Origin of the sequence: Rhodococcus sp. MEB032 (assembly GCF_030208925.1) — a bacterium.
Taxonomy (GTDB): Bacteria; Actinomycetota; Actinomycetes; order Mycobacteriales; family Mycobacteriaceae; genus Rhodococcus_F; species Rhodococcus_F qingshengii.
Genome location: NZ_JARVSY010000039.1, coordinates 32,132 through 48,476, shown reverse-complemented (window position 1 = coordinate 48,476; position 16,345 = coordinate 32,132). Strand labels below are relative to the sequence as shown.

Annotated in this window: 17 protein-coding genes and 1 pseudogene; 11 read left to right on the top strand and 7 right to left on the bottom strand. The window is 60.9% G+C overall.

The window, feature by feature from the left end:
- Nucleotides 1-111 precede the first annotated feature (111 nt).
- Entirely contained in the window at nucleotides 112-687 is a 576-nt protein-coding gene (locus tag QRN54_RS28955; RefSeq protein ID WP_054187077.1) for a hypothetical protein, read from the top strand.
- A gap of 40 nt (nucleotides 688-727) precedes the next feature.
- Here QRN54_RS28955 and pgfA read toward each other — a convergent pair whose 3' ends face one another.
- Nucleotides 728-1,717, bottom strand: a complete 990-nt coding sequence (gene pgfA, locus QRN54_RS28950; RefSeq protein ID WP_054187078.1) for a cell envelope lipid trafficking protein PgfA — start codon at nucleotides 1,715-1,717, stop codon at nucleotides 728-730.
- 187 nt (nucleotides 1,718-1,904) lie between these two features.
- On the opposite strand from pgfA, the gene QRN54_RS28945 reads away from it, so the two are divergent.
- From QRN54_RS28945 to QRN54_RS28935, 3 genes are all read left to right on the top strand, one after another.
- Nucleotides 1,905-2,387 (top strand): hypothetical protein, encoded by a 483-nt coding sequence (locus tag QRN54_RS28945; protein WP_054187079.1) that lies wholly within the window; start codon nucleotides 1,905-1,907, stop codon nucleotides 2,385-2,387.
- A gap of 197 nt (nucleotides 2,388-2,584) precedes the next feature.
- Nucleotides 2,585-3,463, top strand: a complete 879-nt coding sequence (locus QRN54_RS28940) for a hypothetical protein (protein ID WP_285183623.1) — start codon at nucleotides 2,585-2,587, stop codon at nucleotides 3,461-3,463.
- A complete protein-coding gene (locus tag QRN54_RS28935; RefSeq protein WP_054187081.1) occupies nucleotides 3,460-4,062 on the top strand; it encodes a phosphatase PAP2 family protein in 603 nt (200 codons plus the stop codon). The genes QRN54_RS28940 and QRN54_RS28935 overlap by 4 nt, the downstream gene beginning before the upstream one ends.
- A 3-nt stretch (nucleotides 4,063-4,065) precedes the next feature.
- Here QRN54_RS28935 and QRN54_RS28930 read toward each other — a convergent pair whose 3' ends face one another.
- Nucleotides 4,066-4,422, bottom strand: coding sequence for a helix-turn-helix domain-containing protein (locus QRN54_RS28930; protein WP_054187082.1), 357 nt, complete (start codon nucleotides 4,420-4,422; stop codon nucleotides 4,066-4,068).
- A gap of 251 nt (nucleotides 4,423-4,673) precedes the next feature.
- A complete protein-coding gene (locus QRN54_RS28925) occupies nucleotides 4,674-5,138 on the bottom strand; it encodes a helix-turn-helix domain-containing protein (RefSeq protein WP_080911010.1) in 465 nt (154 codons plus the stop codon).
- Nucleotides 5,139-5,366: 228 nt separating this feature from the next.
- Between QRN54_RS28925 and QRN54_RS28920 the strand changes: the two genes are divergently transcribed.
- From QRN54_RS28920 to QRN54_RS28900, 5 genes are all read left to right on the top strand, one after another.
- Nucleotides 5,367-6,062, top strand: coding sequence for a hypothetical protein (locus QRN54_RS28920; protein ID WP_147343780.1), 696 nt, complete (start codon nucleotides 5,367-5,369; stop codon nucleotides 6,060-6,062).
- A gap of 301 nt (nucleotides 6,063-6,363) precedes the next feature.
- Nucleotides 6,364-6,819: a hypothetical protein gene (locus QRN54_RS28915; protein WP_083471137.1), complete on the top strand. Its 456-nt coding sequence runs from the start codon at nucleotides 6,364-6,366 to the stop codon at nucleotides 6,817-6,819.
- Entirely contained in the window at nucleotides 6,816-7,376 is a 561-nt protein-coding gene (locus tag QRN54_RS28910) for a hypothetical protein (protein ID WP_054187086.1), read from the top strand. Before QRN54_RS28915 ends, QRN54_RS28910 begins: the two co-directional genes overlap by 4 nt.
- Complete coding sequence (locus QRN54_RS28905; protein WP_054187087.1) at nucleotides 7,373-7,702, top strand: hypothetical protein; 330 nt, start codon at nucleotides 7,373-7,375, stop codon at nucleotides 7,700-7,702. The genes QRN54_RS28910 and QRN54_RS28905 overlap by 4 nt, the downstream gene beginning before the upstream one ends.
- A gap of 406 nt (nucleotides 7,703-8,108) precedes the next feature.
- The gene (locus tag QRN54_RS28900; RefSeq protein WP_054187088.1) at nucleotides 8,109-9,383 is read left to right on the top strand and encodes a helix-turn-helix domain-containing protein; all 1,275 of its coding nucleotides are present in this window, start codon (nucleotides 8,109-8,111) and stop codon (nucleotides 9,381-9,383) included.
- A 183-nt stretch (nucleotides 9,384-9,566) separates the two neighbouring features.
- On the opposite strand, the gene QRN54_RS28895 is transcribed toward QRN54_RS28900, so the two are convergent.
- The 4 genes and pseudogenes from QRN54_RS28895 to QRN54_RS33760 form a co-directional block, all read right to left on the bottom strand.
- Nucleotides 9,567-9,881, bottom strand: coding sequence for a hypothetical protein (locus tag QRN54_RS28895; protein ID WP_054187089.1), 315 nt, complete (start codon nucleotides 9,879-9,881; stop codon nucleotides 9,567-9,569).
- 144 nt (nucleotides 9,882-10,025) lie between these two features.
- A complete protein-coding gene (locus tag QRN54_RS28890) occupies nucleotides 10,026-10,490 on the bottom strand; it encodes a GNAT family N-acetyltransferase (protein WP_054187090.1) in 465 nt (154 codons plus the stop codon).
- A 102-nt stretch (nucleotides 10,491-10,592) separates the two neighbouring features.
- Nucleotides 10,593-11,285: a benzoate/H(+) symporter BenE family transporter gene (locus QRN54_RS28885; protein ID WP_332308599.1), complete on the bottom strand. Its 693-nt coding sequence runs from the start codon at nucleotides 11,283-11,285 to the stop codon at nucleotides 10,593-10,595.
- 103 nt (nucleotides 11,286-11,388) lie between these two features.
- Nucleotides 11,389-11,586: pseudogene (locus QRN54_RS33760) on the bottom strand (hypothetical protein); the annotation flags it as partial.
- A gap of 127 nt (nucleotides 11,587-11,713) precedes the next feature.
- Here QRN54_RS33760 and QRN54_RS28875 point away from each other — a divergent pair.
- Both QRN54_RS28875 and QRN54_RS28870 read left to right on the top strand, forming a co-directional pair.
- The gene (locus QRN54_RS28875) at nucleotides 11,714-15,553 is read left to right on the top strand and encodes a Pls/PosA family non-ribosomal peptide synthetase (RefSeq protein WP_054187091.1); all 3,840 of its coding nucleotides are present in this window, start codon (nucleotides 11,714-11,716) and stop codon (nucleotides 15,551-15,553) included.
- Nucleotides 15,550-16,290, top strand: a complete 741-nt coding sequence (locus QRN54_RS28870) for a BPL-N domain-containing protein (RefSeq protein ID WP_083471138.1) — start codon at nucleotides 15,550-15,552, stop codon at nucleotides 16,288-16,290. The genes QRN54_RS28875 and QRN54_RS28870 overlap by 4 nt, the downstream gene beginning before the upstream one ends.
- The last annotated feature ends 55 nt before the right edge of the window (nucleotides 16,291-16,345 follow it).

Below are 16,345 nucleotides of genomic sequence, written 5' to 3'. Positions count from 1 at the left end.
CGATCGACTAGGTTCGTAACCAACAGGGCACCGAACGAGACACAGGCACAAACGGTTTCAGGAGAAACGGGCCCGAACAGGCCCGCGAACCCACATTGGAGGGAAACACACATGAAGCGCACCACCACCGCCATCGCAGTCACCGGTATCCTTGCCGCACCCCTGATCCTGACCGCATGCTCGGACTCGACACCCGCCAACGACAACGGCAGCAGCGCAAGCAGCGGTCGCGCCGGCACCGTCACACCAGCTGAATCCTCCTCGTGGCGAGGAGACTTGGTAATCGGAGTCGGCGACCAACAAGCCGACGACAAAATCACACTCCCTGCCGCCAACCAGGTCCACGCACAGTGCATAGGCGAAGGCGACAACCTCACCGTCGACATCACCGAACCCAACGGCTGGCATGCAGTCCTCACCCACGGATCCCAAACCGTCACCATCGAGAACCTTCAACTGAACTACGCCGCGCAAGAATTCACGACTTCGCAGAGTTCGCTCGACCACGAAATCGCTTCAAACGAGAAATTCGGAACAACCAACCAGTTCCTCAGAGGCGTCACCTGGGACGTCCCCCTGCCCGGTGACGTGGAAATCCAACTCAACGAGCGAACACCCCCACACTGGGTGATCAAATCAGCCGAAAAGGTTAACCTCGCCATGCATGTCGATTGCAGCTCTCACTAGCAACAGCGAAAGTGCGGTCCGGCGCGATCAGTTCCGGCATCTATCGAGCGACAAGATCGCCGGACTTCCCATTTTGGACTATCAGAGATTGTGGTCCGGGTCTCGTCGTTGCCCATCCGAGATATATCCCACCAAGAAGAAGCAGTAGCCCGACTGAGCCCCCGATTGCCGGGCCGTAGTCCGTACCCCAGCGGATTTGGTCTCTGTACATGACTGCTCGTTCGATCTGTTCGTGCTGCGTCTGGGAATCGAGTTTGGGGGCTACATCGATGATCGTGATGGTTTCAGCGGCTGAAGCGGATGTCGCAAAGTATTGCCTATAGTGTTGCTGCACTTGGATTATGGCGCCGGAAATTGGCTCGACGGATAGTTCGCGCGTGATGCCGTAGAAACGTTTCATGGTAACTGGGCTCGTTCCTGGTTTCCCCCAGTTGGAGGCGGGCAATGTGATCTCCGTGCCAATCTCCACAGGTGCGATTTCCTGACGGAAGTTGTAGACGTCAACGCCTTCAATTTCACCCTCCGCGATGAAGTTCGCGTCATAGCTATCCCGCAGTGTCGAGTCGAAATACGGATATGTTCGTTTCTGTGTGTCGAACGGAAATTTGAATTGAAGTCCTTCATGGGCAACGACTTCCGCCGGTTTGTCCATCACGGTCTGGATCGAGCCGATCGGCTCCTCGACCGGGATCGCCGAGATCCTGTCGACGGTGGAACGATCAATGCTTGCATTCACAATTGCTGCCGAACCGACTCGATCGTCACGCACCATCTGAACCGCCGACTGCAGGGTCACCGCGTCGGAGCCCGACGGATCTTCGGCAGTGACGCGCTGCTGGACCGTGATCGGAACATTGCTGTCCACAACCAATTTGCCCTTGGCTAACGCCGCAGCATCCAGCAACACCGCAGTACCCGTCGACACTGTTGCCGCATCGATGCTCAACGGAATCTTCACCAGTTGGCCCTTGGCATAGGTTGGCGCCAACGCACTAATTGTCAGCAGAAAACCTGCTGCCGCAATAGCCACGCAGGCAGCGCGTCGACGTGAGGGGCGCAAGTTAGGCGACATTCGGACGACCCTAGCGTGTCTCGTGCTCGACTGCGCGAGCCCGTGACTGCGCTAGTCTTGAGCGCTCAGTTGAGCGATATCAACTACAACGACTACGGTGTTCGGTTGGGGCCGTAGGGGATACTCGGTAAGGAGGTGCCCCGAAGTGGCAGACAAAACCGTCGCTCGAGCAGTCGAGCGCCTGTTCCGCATTGCCGTAGGCGACGAAGCGCGAACCCTTGAAGGTATGGCCGAAGCATTGTCGCGCGACCGCGGACGCCCACTGACCGTGCTGGACGACGCAGTCCTCCCGCCAGGTGTATTTGGTCAATGGGTCCGGCACCACGACCGCGATGAAGTGTCCTGTGCAGGGTGGGTTCATGCGCGCGACCGAACGATTGCTCATGAGTTGGGACATATCGCGTTGAACCACTCCGGTAGGCCGGCCATCGATTTGGCCACCGACTTCCTCCCACCCGCGTTGCGTGATCTTGGAATTCTGATGCTTCGACGCGATTGTGTGGACACCGTCTCTACGGAAGAAGCCGAGGCTGAAGCATTCGGGAGTCTGCTTCTGCGGCGGCTTCACGTCACACGGCGCGCACAGAATCCATCGGTTCGTTCACAACTGGATGAGGCACTCGGTTGATCACTGCTCTCGCGGCGGCAGTACTCGCCATTGCAGCGGCCACCCGGATCCAGCGTTGGTGGTTTTCCAGGTCATGGACTCTGGCAGGTGCAATCATCGTTCTACTGTGTATGTCGATTCATATGGCGCTCAACGTGAAAACGGTCGAGAGCGCTGTCAGAGTCACACTCGGGGCTGGCATACCCGGAACAATCAAAATGCTGCTCGTCTGCGGTATCTGCGTCGGCACCGCCATTGTGTTCACAACCGTTACCAGCTCCCAGCATCTCAAAAAGCTACTTTGGCTACATATTTCACTGTCAGTTGTCACCGCAGCGCTCTCGTTCTACTTCTTCTTCAAGACTCCGTGGCCGGCATCGAACCCCGACAACCGGACTTTCGACAACCAATACGCATTTCTTCCGGGTTACGCAGAGGGCCTGATGTTGGGCATGGCCTATCCGTTTCTGTTGTGCTTGATGGTGACGATCGTCGCTATTCGGCAGGCAGACCGGCGGACGGCAACAGGCTGGGGGCTCATCATCATTTCCCCCGGAGCCGCAGCACTCAGCACATACGCCGCACTCCGAATTGGTTACCTGGGGTCGGTACGGTGGGGACTGATCGATCCGACCCCGACACCCTTTGCTATCTCGCGCTTCCTGGCCGTTGTCGGCGTTCTCTTTGTCGCAGCGGGGGTCTTGGTTACAGCGATTGGAACCGCGCTTGTCTCACGAGCGCAACTTCGGGCCTTTGACGACCTTCGCTCCGAGCTACTTGCCCGTTGGCCTGGCGTCCTACGGCCATCCGAGCCCGGAAGCGGCGCCGCAGATCGGACCGCCGATCGCGCAGCGGAACTGTTGGACGCACTGAGCTTGGAAGCCAAGAGACAGGCTCTACCGAACCAAGGTGCAGCCTTGAGCCGGACAGAGGTGGCACATGCTGTTGCGGAATGGATTATTACCGATCGGATTCCTGAGGGACTGGGATCGGACAACCTCCGAGCACGGGCAGCTACTTCAGATGTCCGCTGGGCGCGAGAACTGGGTGAGGCGTACGCCCGTGAAACCGAACGAAAGTTGGTCCTCGAGCAATGACAGAAACACGAGTACAGGGGAATACCTCGGGACAGGACCGGATCGCACGGTTACTTACCGAGGTCGGCGCGCCCTGGGGCATCAACATCGTGACCTCATTGATCCTCGGGTGCTCCATCGGGGCGCCAGGATGGGGAATCTTCGTCGCGATCTGCTCAGGTGTGGTCCCTATGGGCGTCATCCTCTACGGGATGCGGAAGTCCAAAATCGGCGACCACCACGTCACCAGCATCAGCGAACGACACCTGCTCATTGTTGTATTGCTCGCAGTTGCCTTGGTTGGGTTGATCATTCAGATTGTCGCGAGCGCACCCATTCAGATGATCGCGTTCATGACTGCCGGTTTGGCGGCGCTGGTAGTGGCTGCATTGATCACTAGCGTTCTTCACTGGAAAGTCAGCGTGCACACTGGAGTTTCAGCCGGGGTCACCATAGTTTTGGCACTTGCGCTGTCGCCCTGGTGGCTGCTTGCTCTCGCCTTGACCCCGTTGATCGGATGGTCACGGGTTCATTTGGGAGATCACACCAAGGGACAGGTCATCGTCGGAGCTATCGCCGGAGCAGTCACAACGGGGATTACATATGCGTTGATCGCTTAGAAACTAGTCATCGTCGGACTGCATCATCTTCCGAAACGGGTCGTACGCACGCGCTGCAACCTGCTCACGGTCACTGTCCCGAACATCCTGGATCCAGGCAATGGTGTGCTTGACCAACTCATACGTTTCTTCGTCACTGAAGTAGTCCATCGGAACATGAAAGACGTTGCAGATATCGCGAACCGTTTCTACGCCCGGTGACTGACGCTTACCACTCAGCAGTTGAGACATGTAACCGGTAGTCATCTTGCCGCCGCCGAAGCGGATTATGTCCACAACCTCGGTTTGCGTGTACGGACCACGACCTCTGGGGTGCACCGTGTCGAAGAGATGTCGGAGCCGTTCTGCGAATGTGCTCATCGTTCGTCCCTCCGTCCTCAATCGCCGTGCTGGATGGGCGCACTGGTCCAATGTTCAATTTCCAATACTGGCAAGTCTCGCTACCCAATGCAACTTGCAATAGTAAGTTTTCAGTTTTAGGCTGACCTCGACCGTGAGGGGCAGCAATGGTTTACAGAGTCAGGACCGACAGGCGGTGACCCACCGCAGCCGAAACGACCTATCTTCATCAGTCAGCACAACAGCGAAGGCGACCAAAGAGAAGCCTGGACCTAGGCGGGCGCCTCAGGCCCCCGATGACGAACTCGCATATGCGCAGCGAGCAACTCGTCAACCGAGACACCTAGAACCGGGGCAAGTTTCTCCGCCACGACGTCTGACAAAGGAATTTCGCCCCGTTCGATGCCTCCGACGATCGGTGTCCGCAAGCCGGCCTGCATCCCAAGTTGCGGTTGGGTCAAACCCTTCAAGACGCGCCAATCACCCGGATACCTGTCAGCCTCAGGCACTCGTACGATATCGGCGATCTCTACACCCAACTCCGCCACCACAGTCGCCAAAAGATCAACCTGCGGAGAGGAATTCGACTGCTCCCAGCGCCGGATCGTCGTTTCACCCACTCCTGCCCGCCGCGCCAATTCCGCACGTGACAGCCCCGCAGTGCGGCGCGCAGCCACAAGACTTGACGGGGAAAACCCCCGCATCACTCGCCGACTCACAGCCAGCACCCTTCGCATCTCGTTGTCATTAGTAGACACTGTGCCGCCTCCTCGATACCATTCGCACACGCGGCTATTTTTAGATGACCGGTTTTAGATGGCGGTCAGGTCGTAGTCAACGAACTCAAGGGAGACAACTAGAGCAAAAAAACGAAAGAGTCCCCCGGTCGCGCCAACGACCGAGGGACCAGACCAAACGGGATGCAACCCGTCCAGCATTTCTTCAGATGCAGAAAGGATTCTGCGATGTCTATCTTAGTGGACCCATCAGGTCCGGATGACGTGTTCCACGATCGGTATGCAGCTCTCTCCACACTTGCCCTTCGTCGGCTTGTCGCGCGGCATTCGTCGATCGGCGGGCGTTGCGATGGTTGCGGTTTCAGTGGTTCGGAGCTTGTTCCGTTGTGCCCGGAGGCTGCGGCCGCGTTGCGTGAGTTGACGCACCGTGAGGGCCGGGGAACATCTGCGGTCGAGTTGCCGCAGTTCAGTACTGACGATCTTCTTCGGGTTGCTGCTTCGCATCATCCTGATCGGGTTGGTCGGTGCGCGCGGTGCGGGTTCGTTTTCTCGTCGGAGTGCGATGTGTGCCCGACTGTGCGAGCTGTTCGTGTGGAGTTGGAAGTTCGGGGCGTGGTGCCGATTGGCGGTGCCGAGCCGGGCAAGGGTTTGTGCGCGGGGAAGTCACGGTCATGGGAGATGGATGGCCGCACGGTGGTGCAGTGGCGCCGCGCGATCTCCTCGTGTGAGGTGTGCCCGTTGTTGGCGCAGTGCCGCATAGATGCGGCCGCGTCGGCGGAGCGTGGGGATGGTCCGCAGCGAATGATCATGGCGGGCAATGCGTATGACAGTCACGGCAATATTGTCGACGGTGAACGCTTGGGCCTGTACGAGTCGTTGACGACAGCAACGCGCCGTCGCGGGGATTCGGAGGTGGCCGCGTGAGGGCCGCGGTGCCGCCGCCGACTGTGTTGGCGTGCGCGGTCGATCCTCAATCGTGGGATCTGGATGAGGGCTCGTATCGCGCGGGTGTGGATGCGCAGGCTGAGTGTTTCCGGTGCCCGCGTTTGGCGGATTGTCGGAAGGAGTTGTCGTCGATGGTGGCGGCGGATACTCCGCCTCGGTCGATGATTTGGGCGGGTGTGCCGTTCAGTCATCGTGGCCGGCCGATTACCTCGGATGCGGTGTTGCGTTCGTACTATCGGCGGGTCGACGGGCATCGCGGTACTTCTCGTGGGAGCGCTGCGTGACCCCGATAGTGGGGGCGTTCGATCCGGTCTTCACACGGCCACTCGACACAGTGGCATCGGAAGAGTCTGCGGCGCTGATCTTGACGTCGTTCGAATCAGCGTGGTCTGTGTACGGTATCCTCGCCGACACTCACGGCCATGTGCCGGTACGGGACCGCTATGACCGGTTGTGGATCCTCGTCGAAGTCGCCGGCCGCCTGCGTAGTCGGCGCACCTTCATTCACGATCACCCGGACATCGGTGACTCACCTGATGTGTACGGGTTGATCGACGTGGACTCCCGCGCCATTCTTCATGCCCGTGATCTGATCGACGCTCACGGCCCGTTGAGGGTAGACCCCTCCCATGCCGCGGTCCTCGCACCCATCCGTACCGGTGCGACGAATGCCGCGCACCTTCCCACCTGCACATCAGTCACGTTCGACGTCACCCGATTGGACTGCCCCACATGACAACACACCGCTTGCTCGACGAACTGAACAACCCCCACCGCCCCCTCCCCGACATCATCTACGGGATCAGCACCGGGGCCCTCCCATCCCCTGCCTCGACCGGCCTTCCCGCCGAACGATGGCAATGTCTCGCGGACCTCCTCACCCACCCACAGTGGGGAATGACCGCGATCGTCGACGGACTCGACCACGTCTGCGCCCCCGTCGCCCGACTGTGCCAACTCACCGCCCACCCCCTCCACCCCCTCAACGTGCGAGAACTGTGGGCCGCAGAACAACTCCCCACCACCGAACTCATCGCAGCGCATTCACCGCACGAGGACGGTCACTGGGAAGTCCTCAACACTGCACTGGAGCTGATCACCGACGGACTCGACCACTGCAACGGACTCGAGACCTCCGGGATCGAAGCAGTCACCTCAGCATTCACCGCCGTCATCACCGCACAGGACGCTGCCACCGCCCGCAGGACTATCACTGCGGCCGTCGAACACTGGATTCATCCCACACGCACCGCCTCATCATCTGTTTCCACACATTTGGGGGCAGCATCATGACAACAACACCGCATCGCTCACCGCTGATCGAATCCATGATCAGCACCGCCTCCACCGCGCTCCTGAAAGAAGTAGGCATCACCTTCCCCACCGACGCCGAGATGGCCGAGGTACGACAACTCGCCGAAACGATCGTCCGGGACACCGTCGACGCGCTCGCCGGCCCGCGCGAGTTGTCGGTCGGGTTGTGCGACAACCTCATCGACATGGCAGATCTAGTTGCCTCCGATCCGGAAACTGCGTCGGTCGATCAGATTCACGAGGTCGCGGTTGCGCTGCGGGGGCTTCTGGATCTGCACATCCCCGTGCGATCGAATCATTCGTGATTGCGCTCGTTCTCGCTGTCGCGTTGGGGTGTGCCGGTGTTGTGGGAGCGGTGTTTTCGCTTCGCCCCACACGTTCCTGACATTCGAAACGCGACAGATCCGCACATCGGGGGCAAGCGTCCGCCGCTGACCGTCAGCGGCAACTGTTCTCGATGAACACCCGGCCTGACCCGAACGCCGCCGAAAAGAGAGGCCCGCCACTACCCAGCGTGACATCCGAAAGACCCTGACGCACAACTCCATAGACGCAGTCCAGAAACGACGAAACCCCCTTACGGGGGTTCGCCACACACTGAGCCAAATCAACAGCGAAGCCATGCCGGGCTCGCTGTCACTGATGAAGCCGAAGTAACCGCTCCGCCTTCTGTACTGCACTACTTCTTAACGCAACTGAAGGGATTTACCTGTGACAGATACATCTCAGGGTAACGCACACCCTGAACCAGCTTCAACACTTCCACACAACACAATCCTCGACCGCTCACCATCAACGCGCCACGCCCCAGTCTCCGACGACGAATGGGCCCACGCCGTACAACAAGCCACCGAAAACGTCGCCCGCCTCGAAACACTCAACCGAACCAGCAACCAACGCGGAAACTCCTGGTCCCTCCCCATCCCCGACGGCACCTACAGTCGCACCCCCACCTGGACCAGCCGCACACACTGGCAACACCAAGTCCGCGCACTCCTCAACTCGCCCACCGGCACAACACTCTGCACAACCCACGCCATCAGCACCGAAGCCGTCTTCGCCGTCGCCGTCATCCACGCCTCCCTCGCTGAGAGCGCAACCGGACGCTCAGTGACCGCCTCACGCGAGACCATCGCCCGCCGTGCAGGAGTGAGCACCTCCACCGTCAAACGCGCCCGACGAGTCCTCACCGCACTCGGAGTCGCGGTAGAACTCGTCCGCGGTCGCTACCTCAGTCGCCTGGAAGCTATGGCCGCAGAATCACACCACGGACGCCGCCAATTCCGTGCAGCCTCCACCTGGGCGCTCACCACACCCCAACCGGTAGCCACAACCGTCACCCCTCCCTTCTCAAAACCCAGAAGACCCTCCCGAGCCATACTGCGCACCGCCGCCTACCGATCCAGAACCACCACACGGAACCATCCCCAGCCCAACACCCGTGACCCCCTATCCCCCTCCGGGGGATTTGCACTTAAAGCTCTTGCTTTCAAGATCTCACCAACGCGCGCACAAACACGCGCAGGCAAGACAACACACCAACCAACAACCACACCCAGACCAATCCACATCCAACGCGCAGCCGCCGAACTCATCGCCCACGCACCGGCACTGAAACCAGCCGGCCACATCGGAACGATCTGCGACGCCCTCCAACAAACCGGAATCGACACCACCCGATGGACCGGACGAGACATCGCACGCCAACTCACCACAGACACCCAACAACGCGGCTGGACGTGGCCCAACCACATCCCGAGACCGTCCGCATTCCTACGCTGGCGACTAACCCACATCGACTGGGCCGCACCCACCCCCTCCGAGCGGAACAACGAACACAATCGCACTCGAGGCGCTGACCAGGTCGCCCGTCACTCGGAATTGCGCGCACGCGACGAACGCGCCGCCTCGGAAGCAACCCGAACAGAAATACTCCGGACATTCCGGAGCGCATCTACCCCTATGGCCGATCTGGCGGCGGCATGATGCTGATGCAGCGGCGGTGCTCGGACAGCAATTGCACGCAGTTGCGCCACAGCCTGCTGTTGGTGCAGACCCCATGCACGAACAGCTTGACCGGGCCCTTCCCTACGTCGGTGAAGCTGATGCCCCGGCTGCGCGGCGATGGGCGGCGAACTCTTCAGTCACATACTTCTCCTGGTCTGTCGGTCAGTCGGTAACACCTAGGCCGCCGCGGTTTCCCTGCACGGGTTCGGGGTAGAGCTTGGCGGCGAGTTCTCGCGCTGCGTCGCGGTCGGGAATCAGATCGAGGTGTTGCCAGAACAGGTGCTCGATGAGGTAGTCCGTGTCGATCAGGCGCGTAGTGGAGATGACTTCGCCCTCTGAGCGGTATCCGAACTGCGCACCGGCCGCGACCAGCACCGCGTCGCCGGGTTTGGCGAAGCTGGGTTTGGCGCGGCCGGTGTCGAGGATTAGTGAGCCTCGCGGACGAGCAGGAATCTCACGCAGCCGTAGGAGCCTCACGGTTCGCTACGGATGCTTGTGACTGCCCGCACTGCACTCGCTGCCATCGTTTGACCGTGTATTCAGCCGTAGGAGAACCGGCCGTTGATGGAGCCGTGGTCTGCGATGGTTCGGATGGCTGGCACGCACGCTGAGCGCAGGGCATCATCTCGATGTCGGCTCCGCGTCGTAGGTCACCCAGGCGGTTCGCGTGGCCAGGGTGTCGTAGAGGGCCTGGGCTTGGTTGTTGTCTTCCGCTGTCATCCATTGCACTCCGGCGTGCCCCTCGGCGGCGGCCATGTCGGTGAGTCGTCCGATGAGTGACCGCCCGATACCGCGGCCACGAGCTGCGGGAACGGTGAAGAGGTCATCGAGGAAGATGTGACTCGTGCCGGTGTAGGGCGACGAGAAGCGGCGGTGGTGCGCGAAGCCGAGAATCTCCCCGTCGGCTTCGGCGACGAGTGCCTTGCACTCGTGAGTCGGGTCCATAAACCAGCCCCACGCGCGGGAGACGACCTCTTCGGATTCCTCGAGCTTGTAGAACTCGCGGTAGGCGCGGAAGAGACCTCGCCACAGGTTCTCGTCGGCGGGAGCGAGGAAGCGGACGGTCGGTGCAATCTTGGTAGTCATTGATGTGTCCTTGGATGTCGAGTGGGCAGTCGGTGTTGCCGCGTCCTGCGGGGTAGCCCCTGGGGTTGCGCCGACCTATCGAATGGAACGGTGAATACTCGCCTATGTAGTCACAGCGGCCTCCCTTCCGGCGCTGGGCTGGCGGGAGTGTTCCCGGCGTGGAGCGAGCACGAGGTAGACCGCGGTGCCCGCCAGGAGACCCCAGAACGCCGCGCCGACACTGAGGACGACGACTCCCGACATGGTGACTGCGAGGGTGGTGATCGCAGCGAGGCCGGTGCGGGTGTCGCCGCTCATCGCGCCGGTGAGCGCCGTGAGCGCAGAACCTAGCAACGCGACAGCAGCCACGACAGCAACGGTTTCGGAGGGGATCGCCCGGAACCCGGCCACCAGCACGCCGCCGAAGGAGCCAACCAGCAGATAGGTGAGACCACCGGAGAGGCCAGCGACATAGCGCTTGGTGCGGTCGGGGTGAGACTCCGGCCCGAGCGCGATTGCCGCAGTGATCGCGCCGAGATTGATGCCGTGCGCACCGAACGGTGCCAAGACTGCCGACACGGTTGAGATCGTGCCTACCAGCACGCGGTCATTCGGTTGGTAGCCCTGCGAATACAGCAGCGCGAGGCCGGGCGCGTTCTGCGACGCCATAGTCACGATGAACAGCGGCAGCGCGATACTCACGAGCGCGGCAGGCGTAAATACAGGCATCGTAAATAACGGGCCGCCCAAGGTGAGTGAGGGCGCGACTTCGTGGAATGATCCTGCGGCCCAGGTGATTGCAAGGCCTGCGACGATCTATCTCGCTAGCGGCGTTTTTCCACCAGTTTGTTTCCGATCTCGGCCAACGATCGACGAACGTGATTGCAAACGCGCTCAGAGTAGGCTTCCGCCTCCTTATCTATTGCGTCTGACGCTTGCCTGTCTGAATCGCACCGGCGAGTCCGGAGGCTTTGATGTGCCCCGAGTTTCCCGGAGTTCTGTGTTTACCGCAGTAGAACGCCTCGAGTTCGGCCGGAGGCACGTCGCCGCAGTGCTCTTAGAGTCGTCGGTGATTGAACCAATCCACCCACTCCAACGTGCCGATTTCCACATGTTCGACTGGCATGTCCCCGGTGAACGGGTCCATCTTGTTTTAGAGTTTTGTTGCCCGTGACGTGGGCGGATAGGACGATGAGGAACATGGCTGGACGGAAGAGGAACTCCGCAGAGGACATCATGCGCAAGTGGGTTCACGCGTTGCGATCTTCCTGCATCGTTCGGTAGATACGTATGTGAGTTTGTTGGGTGTCCTCAAGGCCGGAGGTACGTTCGTGCCGATTGACCCCGGCGCGCCGTCAGACCGTGTGTCGTACGTTGTCGAGGACGCCGCGGTCCAGCTAGTGCTGACCTCGTCCGAGTTGGCGCCAAAGACCGAAGAATGCGCGGTCGAGTGCCTTTCGCTGGATGCGGCTATCGACGAGTTGAACACCCAGGCCCGACATCGGCCGCTTTTGGATCCGCAATCGGATCCAGATCCCGCGTGCTACATCTTGTACACCTCGGGTTCGAGTGGACGCCCCAAAGGGGTCGAGGTTGCTCAGTCGAGTATCTGCAACTTTCTCGACGTGGTCCCGGACGTATATGATGTTCAGCCGAATGATCGTGTCTACCAAGGTATGACGATTTCGTTCGACTTCTCGATCGAAGAAATCTGGCCTACCTGGGCTCGTGGTGCAACGATCGTCGCCGGGCCGACGGACAGTCGCCGTATGGGTGGGGAGTTGGCGGATTTCCTCGACGAGAATGCCGTGACAACGCTCTACTGCGTGCCGACTTTGCTTGCAACGATCCCACGCGACCTACCCGCAATTCGGAATCTTCTGGTCGGTGGTGAGGCGTGCCCGCGTGAGTTGGTCGAACGATGGGCGCGTCCGGGGCGCACGATCCTTAATACGTACGGGCCGACCGAGGCAACGGTCACCGCAACGTGGGGTGAACTTCTCCCGGGCCGTGCGGTGACGATCGGGCGGCCACTGCCGACGTATTCCGTCGTCATTCTCGACGAACTTCGTGGGTTGGTGCCCCGCGGAGGGGTCGGCGAGATCTGCATCGGTGGGCGCGGCGTCGCCCGTGGATACGTCGGGCGTCCCGAGCTAACAGCAGATCGGTTCATCGATCACTTTTCGGTGCCGGCAGGCCAGAAGCTCTACCGAACAGGCGATCTCGGCCGTTGGACCGCCGAGGGCGAGATCGAGTATCTCGGCCGAGCAGACGCCGAGGTGAAGATTCGCGGTCACCGCGTCGACCTCGGTGAAATCGAAAGCGTTCTCCTCGAACATCCATCGGTATCGGAAGCTGTCGTCGCACTCGTACCAGCGACACCGGGCGAGGCAACGCCGTCGGAGTTGTGTGCCTACATTGTCCTCGTCAACCCGATCGAAGACGAACACCTTGTCGGGGAACTTGCAAAAGCAGTCTCGCAAAGACTTCCCTCATACATGGCGCCGACCTTCGTCGACGTCATTTCCGAGCTGCCGGTGATGCCGAGCGGCAAGGTGGATCGGTCGAAACTTCCAGATCCGACCCGGCGGCGGTTCTCGGCACCAAAGGGACCGATAGTCGAACCGCGCAACGAGCAGGAGGCGCAGATCCGCGAGATTTGGGCCCGGGCGTTCGGTGTAACGTCAGCAGAGCTGTCGGTCGAAGCGAATTTCTTCGACGACCTCGGCGGGCACTCACTACTGGCCGCCACGGTTGTCTCCGCTCTACGCGAGAGCGGTATCGGAGCCGCTCCCTCAATCCGCAATCTGTACACCCACCCGACCATCCGCTTGATCACGGCCGCGCTGGCATCAAGCGCCTTCGATTCGCCGATCGTCCCGAGCATCACTGTCAAACATGCCGATACAGACGTCGCGCGCGCGGGCGGCATCCAGTTGGCGGTGATCTATGTGTTCCTGCTGATCACCACACTCCCTGTCTCGTACGTCTACACGAAGAACGACGGTTTCGTCTCCGTTCCGGTCCTGTTCGAGATGCTGGCAGCGATCTTGCTCACGTACCTCTGTGTGCGCTGGCTCCTGCCGGTGCTCAGCGCGCGTCCACTTGCTGCCGGGATTAAGCCGGGGCAGTACAAGCTCTGGGGCCCGACATATCTGCGACTGTGGACCCTCGACTTACTCTTGGCGGTCGGAGCCTTGCCGGTAGTCAGCGGATCACCGCTTATGTCGACCTATCTCCGTATCCTCGGCGCTAACGTCGGCCATCGCACAACCATCGCGACATCCTCGATATCGTTGCCCACCTTGGTCGACATCGGTGCCGGCGCGTCGATCGGGTACGGCGCGACCATCAGACCGTGGCGCGTCGAATCCGGCACAGTCGTGGTCGGAAAGGTCGTCATCGAACCAGGTGCGTTCGTCGGCGCTAACGTCGTCCTCGAACCCGGATCTACTGTCGGAGCGCGCGCGGTCCTCGGAGATCAGTCACTACTTCCGTACGGACACACCGTTCCGCAGGAAGCCCGATGGGCGGGGTCACCCGCAGTGCCCACCGAAGCACTAGATCCGGCGGTGGAAACCATGATGCGTGCCGACAGTGTCCGGGCGCGCTGGAAAGTGCGTCACGTCCTTGCAACGTTCGTGGGCCTGACTGCCCTGGAAGTGGGTGCTATCGCTCTGATGATTCCCGGCATAGCACTGGTATGGGGCGCCCTGCTGGCGTGGGGTGTGTTGGCAGGATTAGTAGCAACATTGCTGACCGGACCGGTCTTCGTGATCTCGGTCTGTGTATTCGTCGCGGTCAACAAGCATCTCGTCCTTCGCACTGCGCCCACTGGGATGCATCCCGCCCGCTCGGGTCTCGGTATCCGCAAATGGATGGTCGACAAACTGCTCGAATTCAGTTTGTTGTTCACGAACTCGCTGTACGCAACGCTGTACACCGCACCGTGGTTGCGGCTACTGGGGGCGAACATCGGCCGCGGCGCAGAAGTTTCCACTGTCTCGCACATCGACCCCGACATGCTCACCGTCGGCAAAGACAGCTTCGTCGCCGACATGGCCAGCGTCGGCAGTGCCAGATTCGCGAACGGCCGGATAATGTTTCAGCCCACGACGATTGGCGAACGCACCTTCATCGGCAATGCAGCCGTCGTCCCGTCCGGCATGGACATCGGCGACAATGCGCTGATCGGCGTCGCGACGGTACCACCCGTCAACGGCGTTCCCGCAGGTACGTCATGGCTCGGGTCACCGGCCATCTACCTGCCGAACCGCCAGGACAGCGGCGACTACAACGACGAACTCACCTACGCACCTCCACGCGAGGTAGTGCGCGAGCGCTACGTGATCGAATTCTTCCGCGCCACACTGCCACCCACAGTTCTCGGCGTGAGTTTCTACCTGTACCTGCTGGTCCTGTCCTCGCTGGCGTTCGGACGTGAGCTTGCCGTACCGGCACTGGTGGCACCGCTGGTCGCAATGGCCTCCAGCCTCGCAGTGATCGGATTCTGCGCCGCAGTCAAGCGGAACACGGTCGGACCCTACCGGCCCCGCGTGGAACCGTTGTGGAGTAAATTCGTTCGCCGCTCCGAATTCGCGACAGGACTCTACGAGAGCGCAGCTGTGCCGATCGGCGTCGGAATGCTCGTTGGAACACCGTTCCTGCCGATGATCTTGCGGTGGTTCGGTTCGACGATCGGCAAACGAGTATGGTTCGGAACCACGTATCTCACCGAATTCGACCTCGTCCACGTCGGCGACGACGCGACAATCGGCACCGAAGCCTCGCTCCAGACACACCTCTTCGAGGACCGCGTCATGAAAATGTCCACGATCACCGTCGGAGCGGGCGCCAGCATAGGGACACGATCGATCATCCTCTACGACACGATCATCGGCGAACAAGCTTCCCTGAGTCCACTGTCGCTGCTCATGAAAGGCGAGGAGCTTCCACCGAAGACGAGTTGGCGGGGTATCCCTGCCGAAGGGATCCGCGCCGACACGACCCCCTCCCCCGCTGCCAGAACGACGATTCATCCCGACGCTACCGCCACCGACGTTGCCGAAGGAGTGCCGGCATGAAATGGGTATCGCTGTCTCGCAACAAGTCCCGCGCTCGCCGAACCTACAGCACACGGCCCCATCCACGAGCACTCGTCTACCGTGGCCCAGCATCCCAACCCGGATGCCCGGAAGCTGTCGCTGATTTGTTGTCATCGAGCGCCTGGAACTTCGACGTGCACTTCGTCGGACCCGACGAAAAACTGCAGATCGACGAACAGACCCTTCATTCCGCCGCACTCTATGCTCAACCCGGCGGCGGTGACCTGGACGGAGCCTTCACACACCTACGCCGACACGTGCCCGCGATACAACACTTCGTCCGCGCCGGCGGACGCTACCTGGGATTCTGCCTCGGCGGCTACCTCGCCGGACGCAGCCCAGGGTTCGAACTGCTCCCAGGCGATGCCGATCAGTACGTCACACTGCCGAACGCCGAAGTCCACGACACCAAAAGCGCTGTTCTCGAAATTGATTGGCGGGGCCACATCGAGGAGATGTACTTCCAGGACGGACCGTACTTCTCGCTCGATCACCGCTACCGGGACTACTACGACAACGAGGCTGACATTCTCGCCCGGTACCGGAACGGAAGCATCGCCGCGCTGAAGACCGACAACGGAAAAGGCCGCGTCGGAGTAATCGGGCCACACCCCGAAGCAGACGAATCCTGGTACAAGGACGACGGATTGATCCCACCACACCACTTCGCCCCCAATCTAGGTCACCACCTGATCAACTCGGTGATGACCCGATGACCGCCAGTCCGCTCGCGCCAACCAAAGCCATCCCCGCCGCAACGAAGAGCGTCTT

Coding starts and splice junctions, on each gene's coding strand:
- QRN54_RS28905 (WP_054187087.1), top strand. CDS start 7,373: ATGACAACAACACCGCATCGCTCACCGCTGATCGAATCCATGATCAGC.
- QRN54_RS28890 (WP_054187090.1), bottom strand. CDS start 10,490: ATGACTACCAAGATTGCACCGACCGTCCGCTTCCTCGCTCCCGCCGAC.
- QRN54_RS28955 (WP_054187077.1), top strand. CDS start 112: ATGAAGCGCACCACCACCGCCATCGCAGTCACCGGTATCCTTGCCGCA.
- QRN54_RS28920 (WP_147343780.1), top strand. CDS start 5,367: ATGTCTATCTTAGTGGACCCATCAGGTCCGGATGACGTGTTCCACGAT.
- QRN54_RS28930 (WP_054187082.1), bottom strand. CDS start 4,422: ATGAGCACATTCGCAGAACGGCTCCGACATCTCTTCGACACGGTGCAC.
- QRN54_RS28940 (WP_285183623.1), top strand. CDS start 2,585: ATGCTGCTCGTCTGCGGTATCTGCGTCGGCACCGCCATTGTGTTCACA.
- QRN54_RS28870 (WP_083471138.1), top strand. CDS start 15,550: ATGAAATGGGTATCGCTGTCTCGCAACAAGTCCCGCGCTCGCCGAACC.
- QRN54_RS28910 (WP_054187086.1), top strand. CDS start 6,816: ATGACAACACACCGCTTGCTCGACGAACTGAACAACCCCCACCGCCCC.
- QRN54_RS28925 (WP_080911010.1), bottom strand. CDS start 5,138: ATGCGAAGGGTGCTGGCTGTGAGTCGGCGAGTGATGCGGGGGTTTTCC.
- QRN54_RS28935 (WP_054187081.1), top strand. CDS start 3,460: ATGACAGAAACACGAGTACAGGGGAATACCTCGGGACAGGACCGGATC.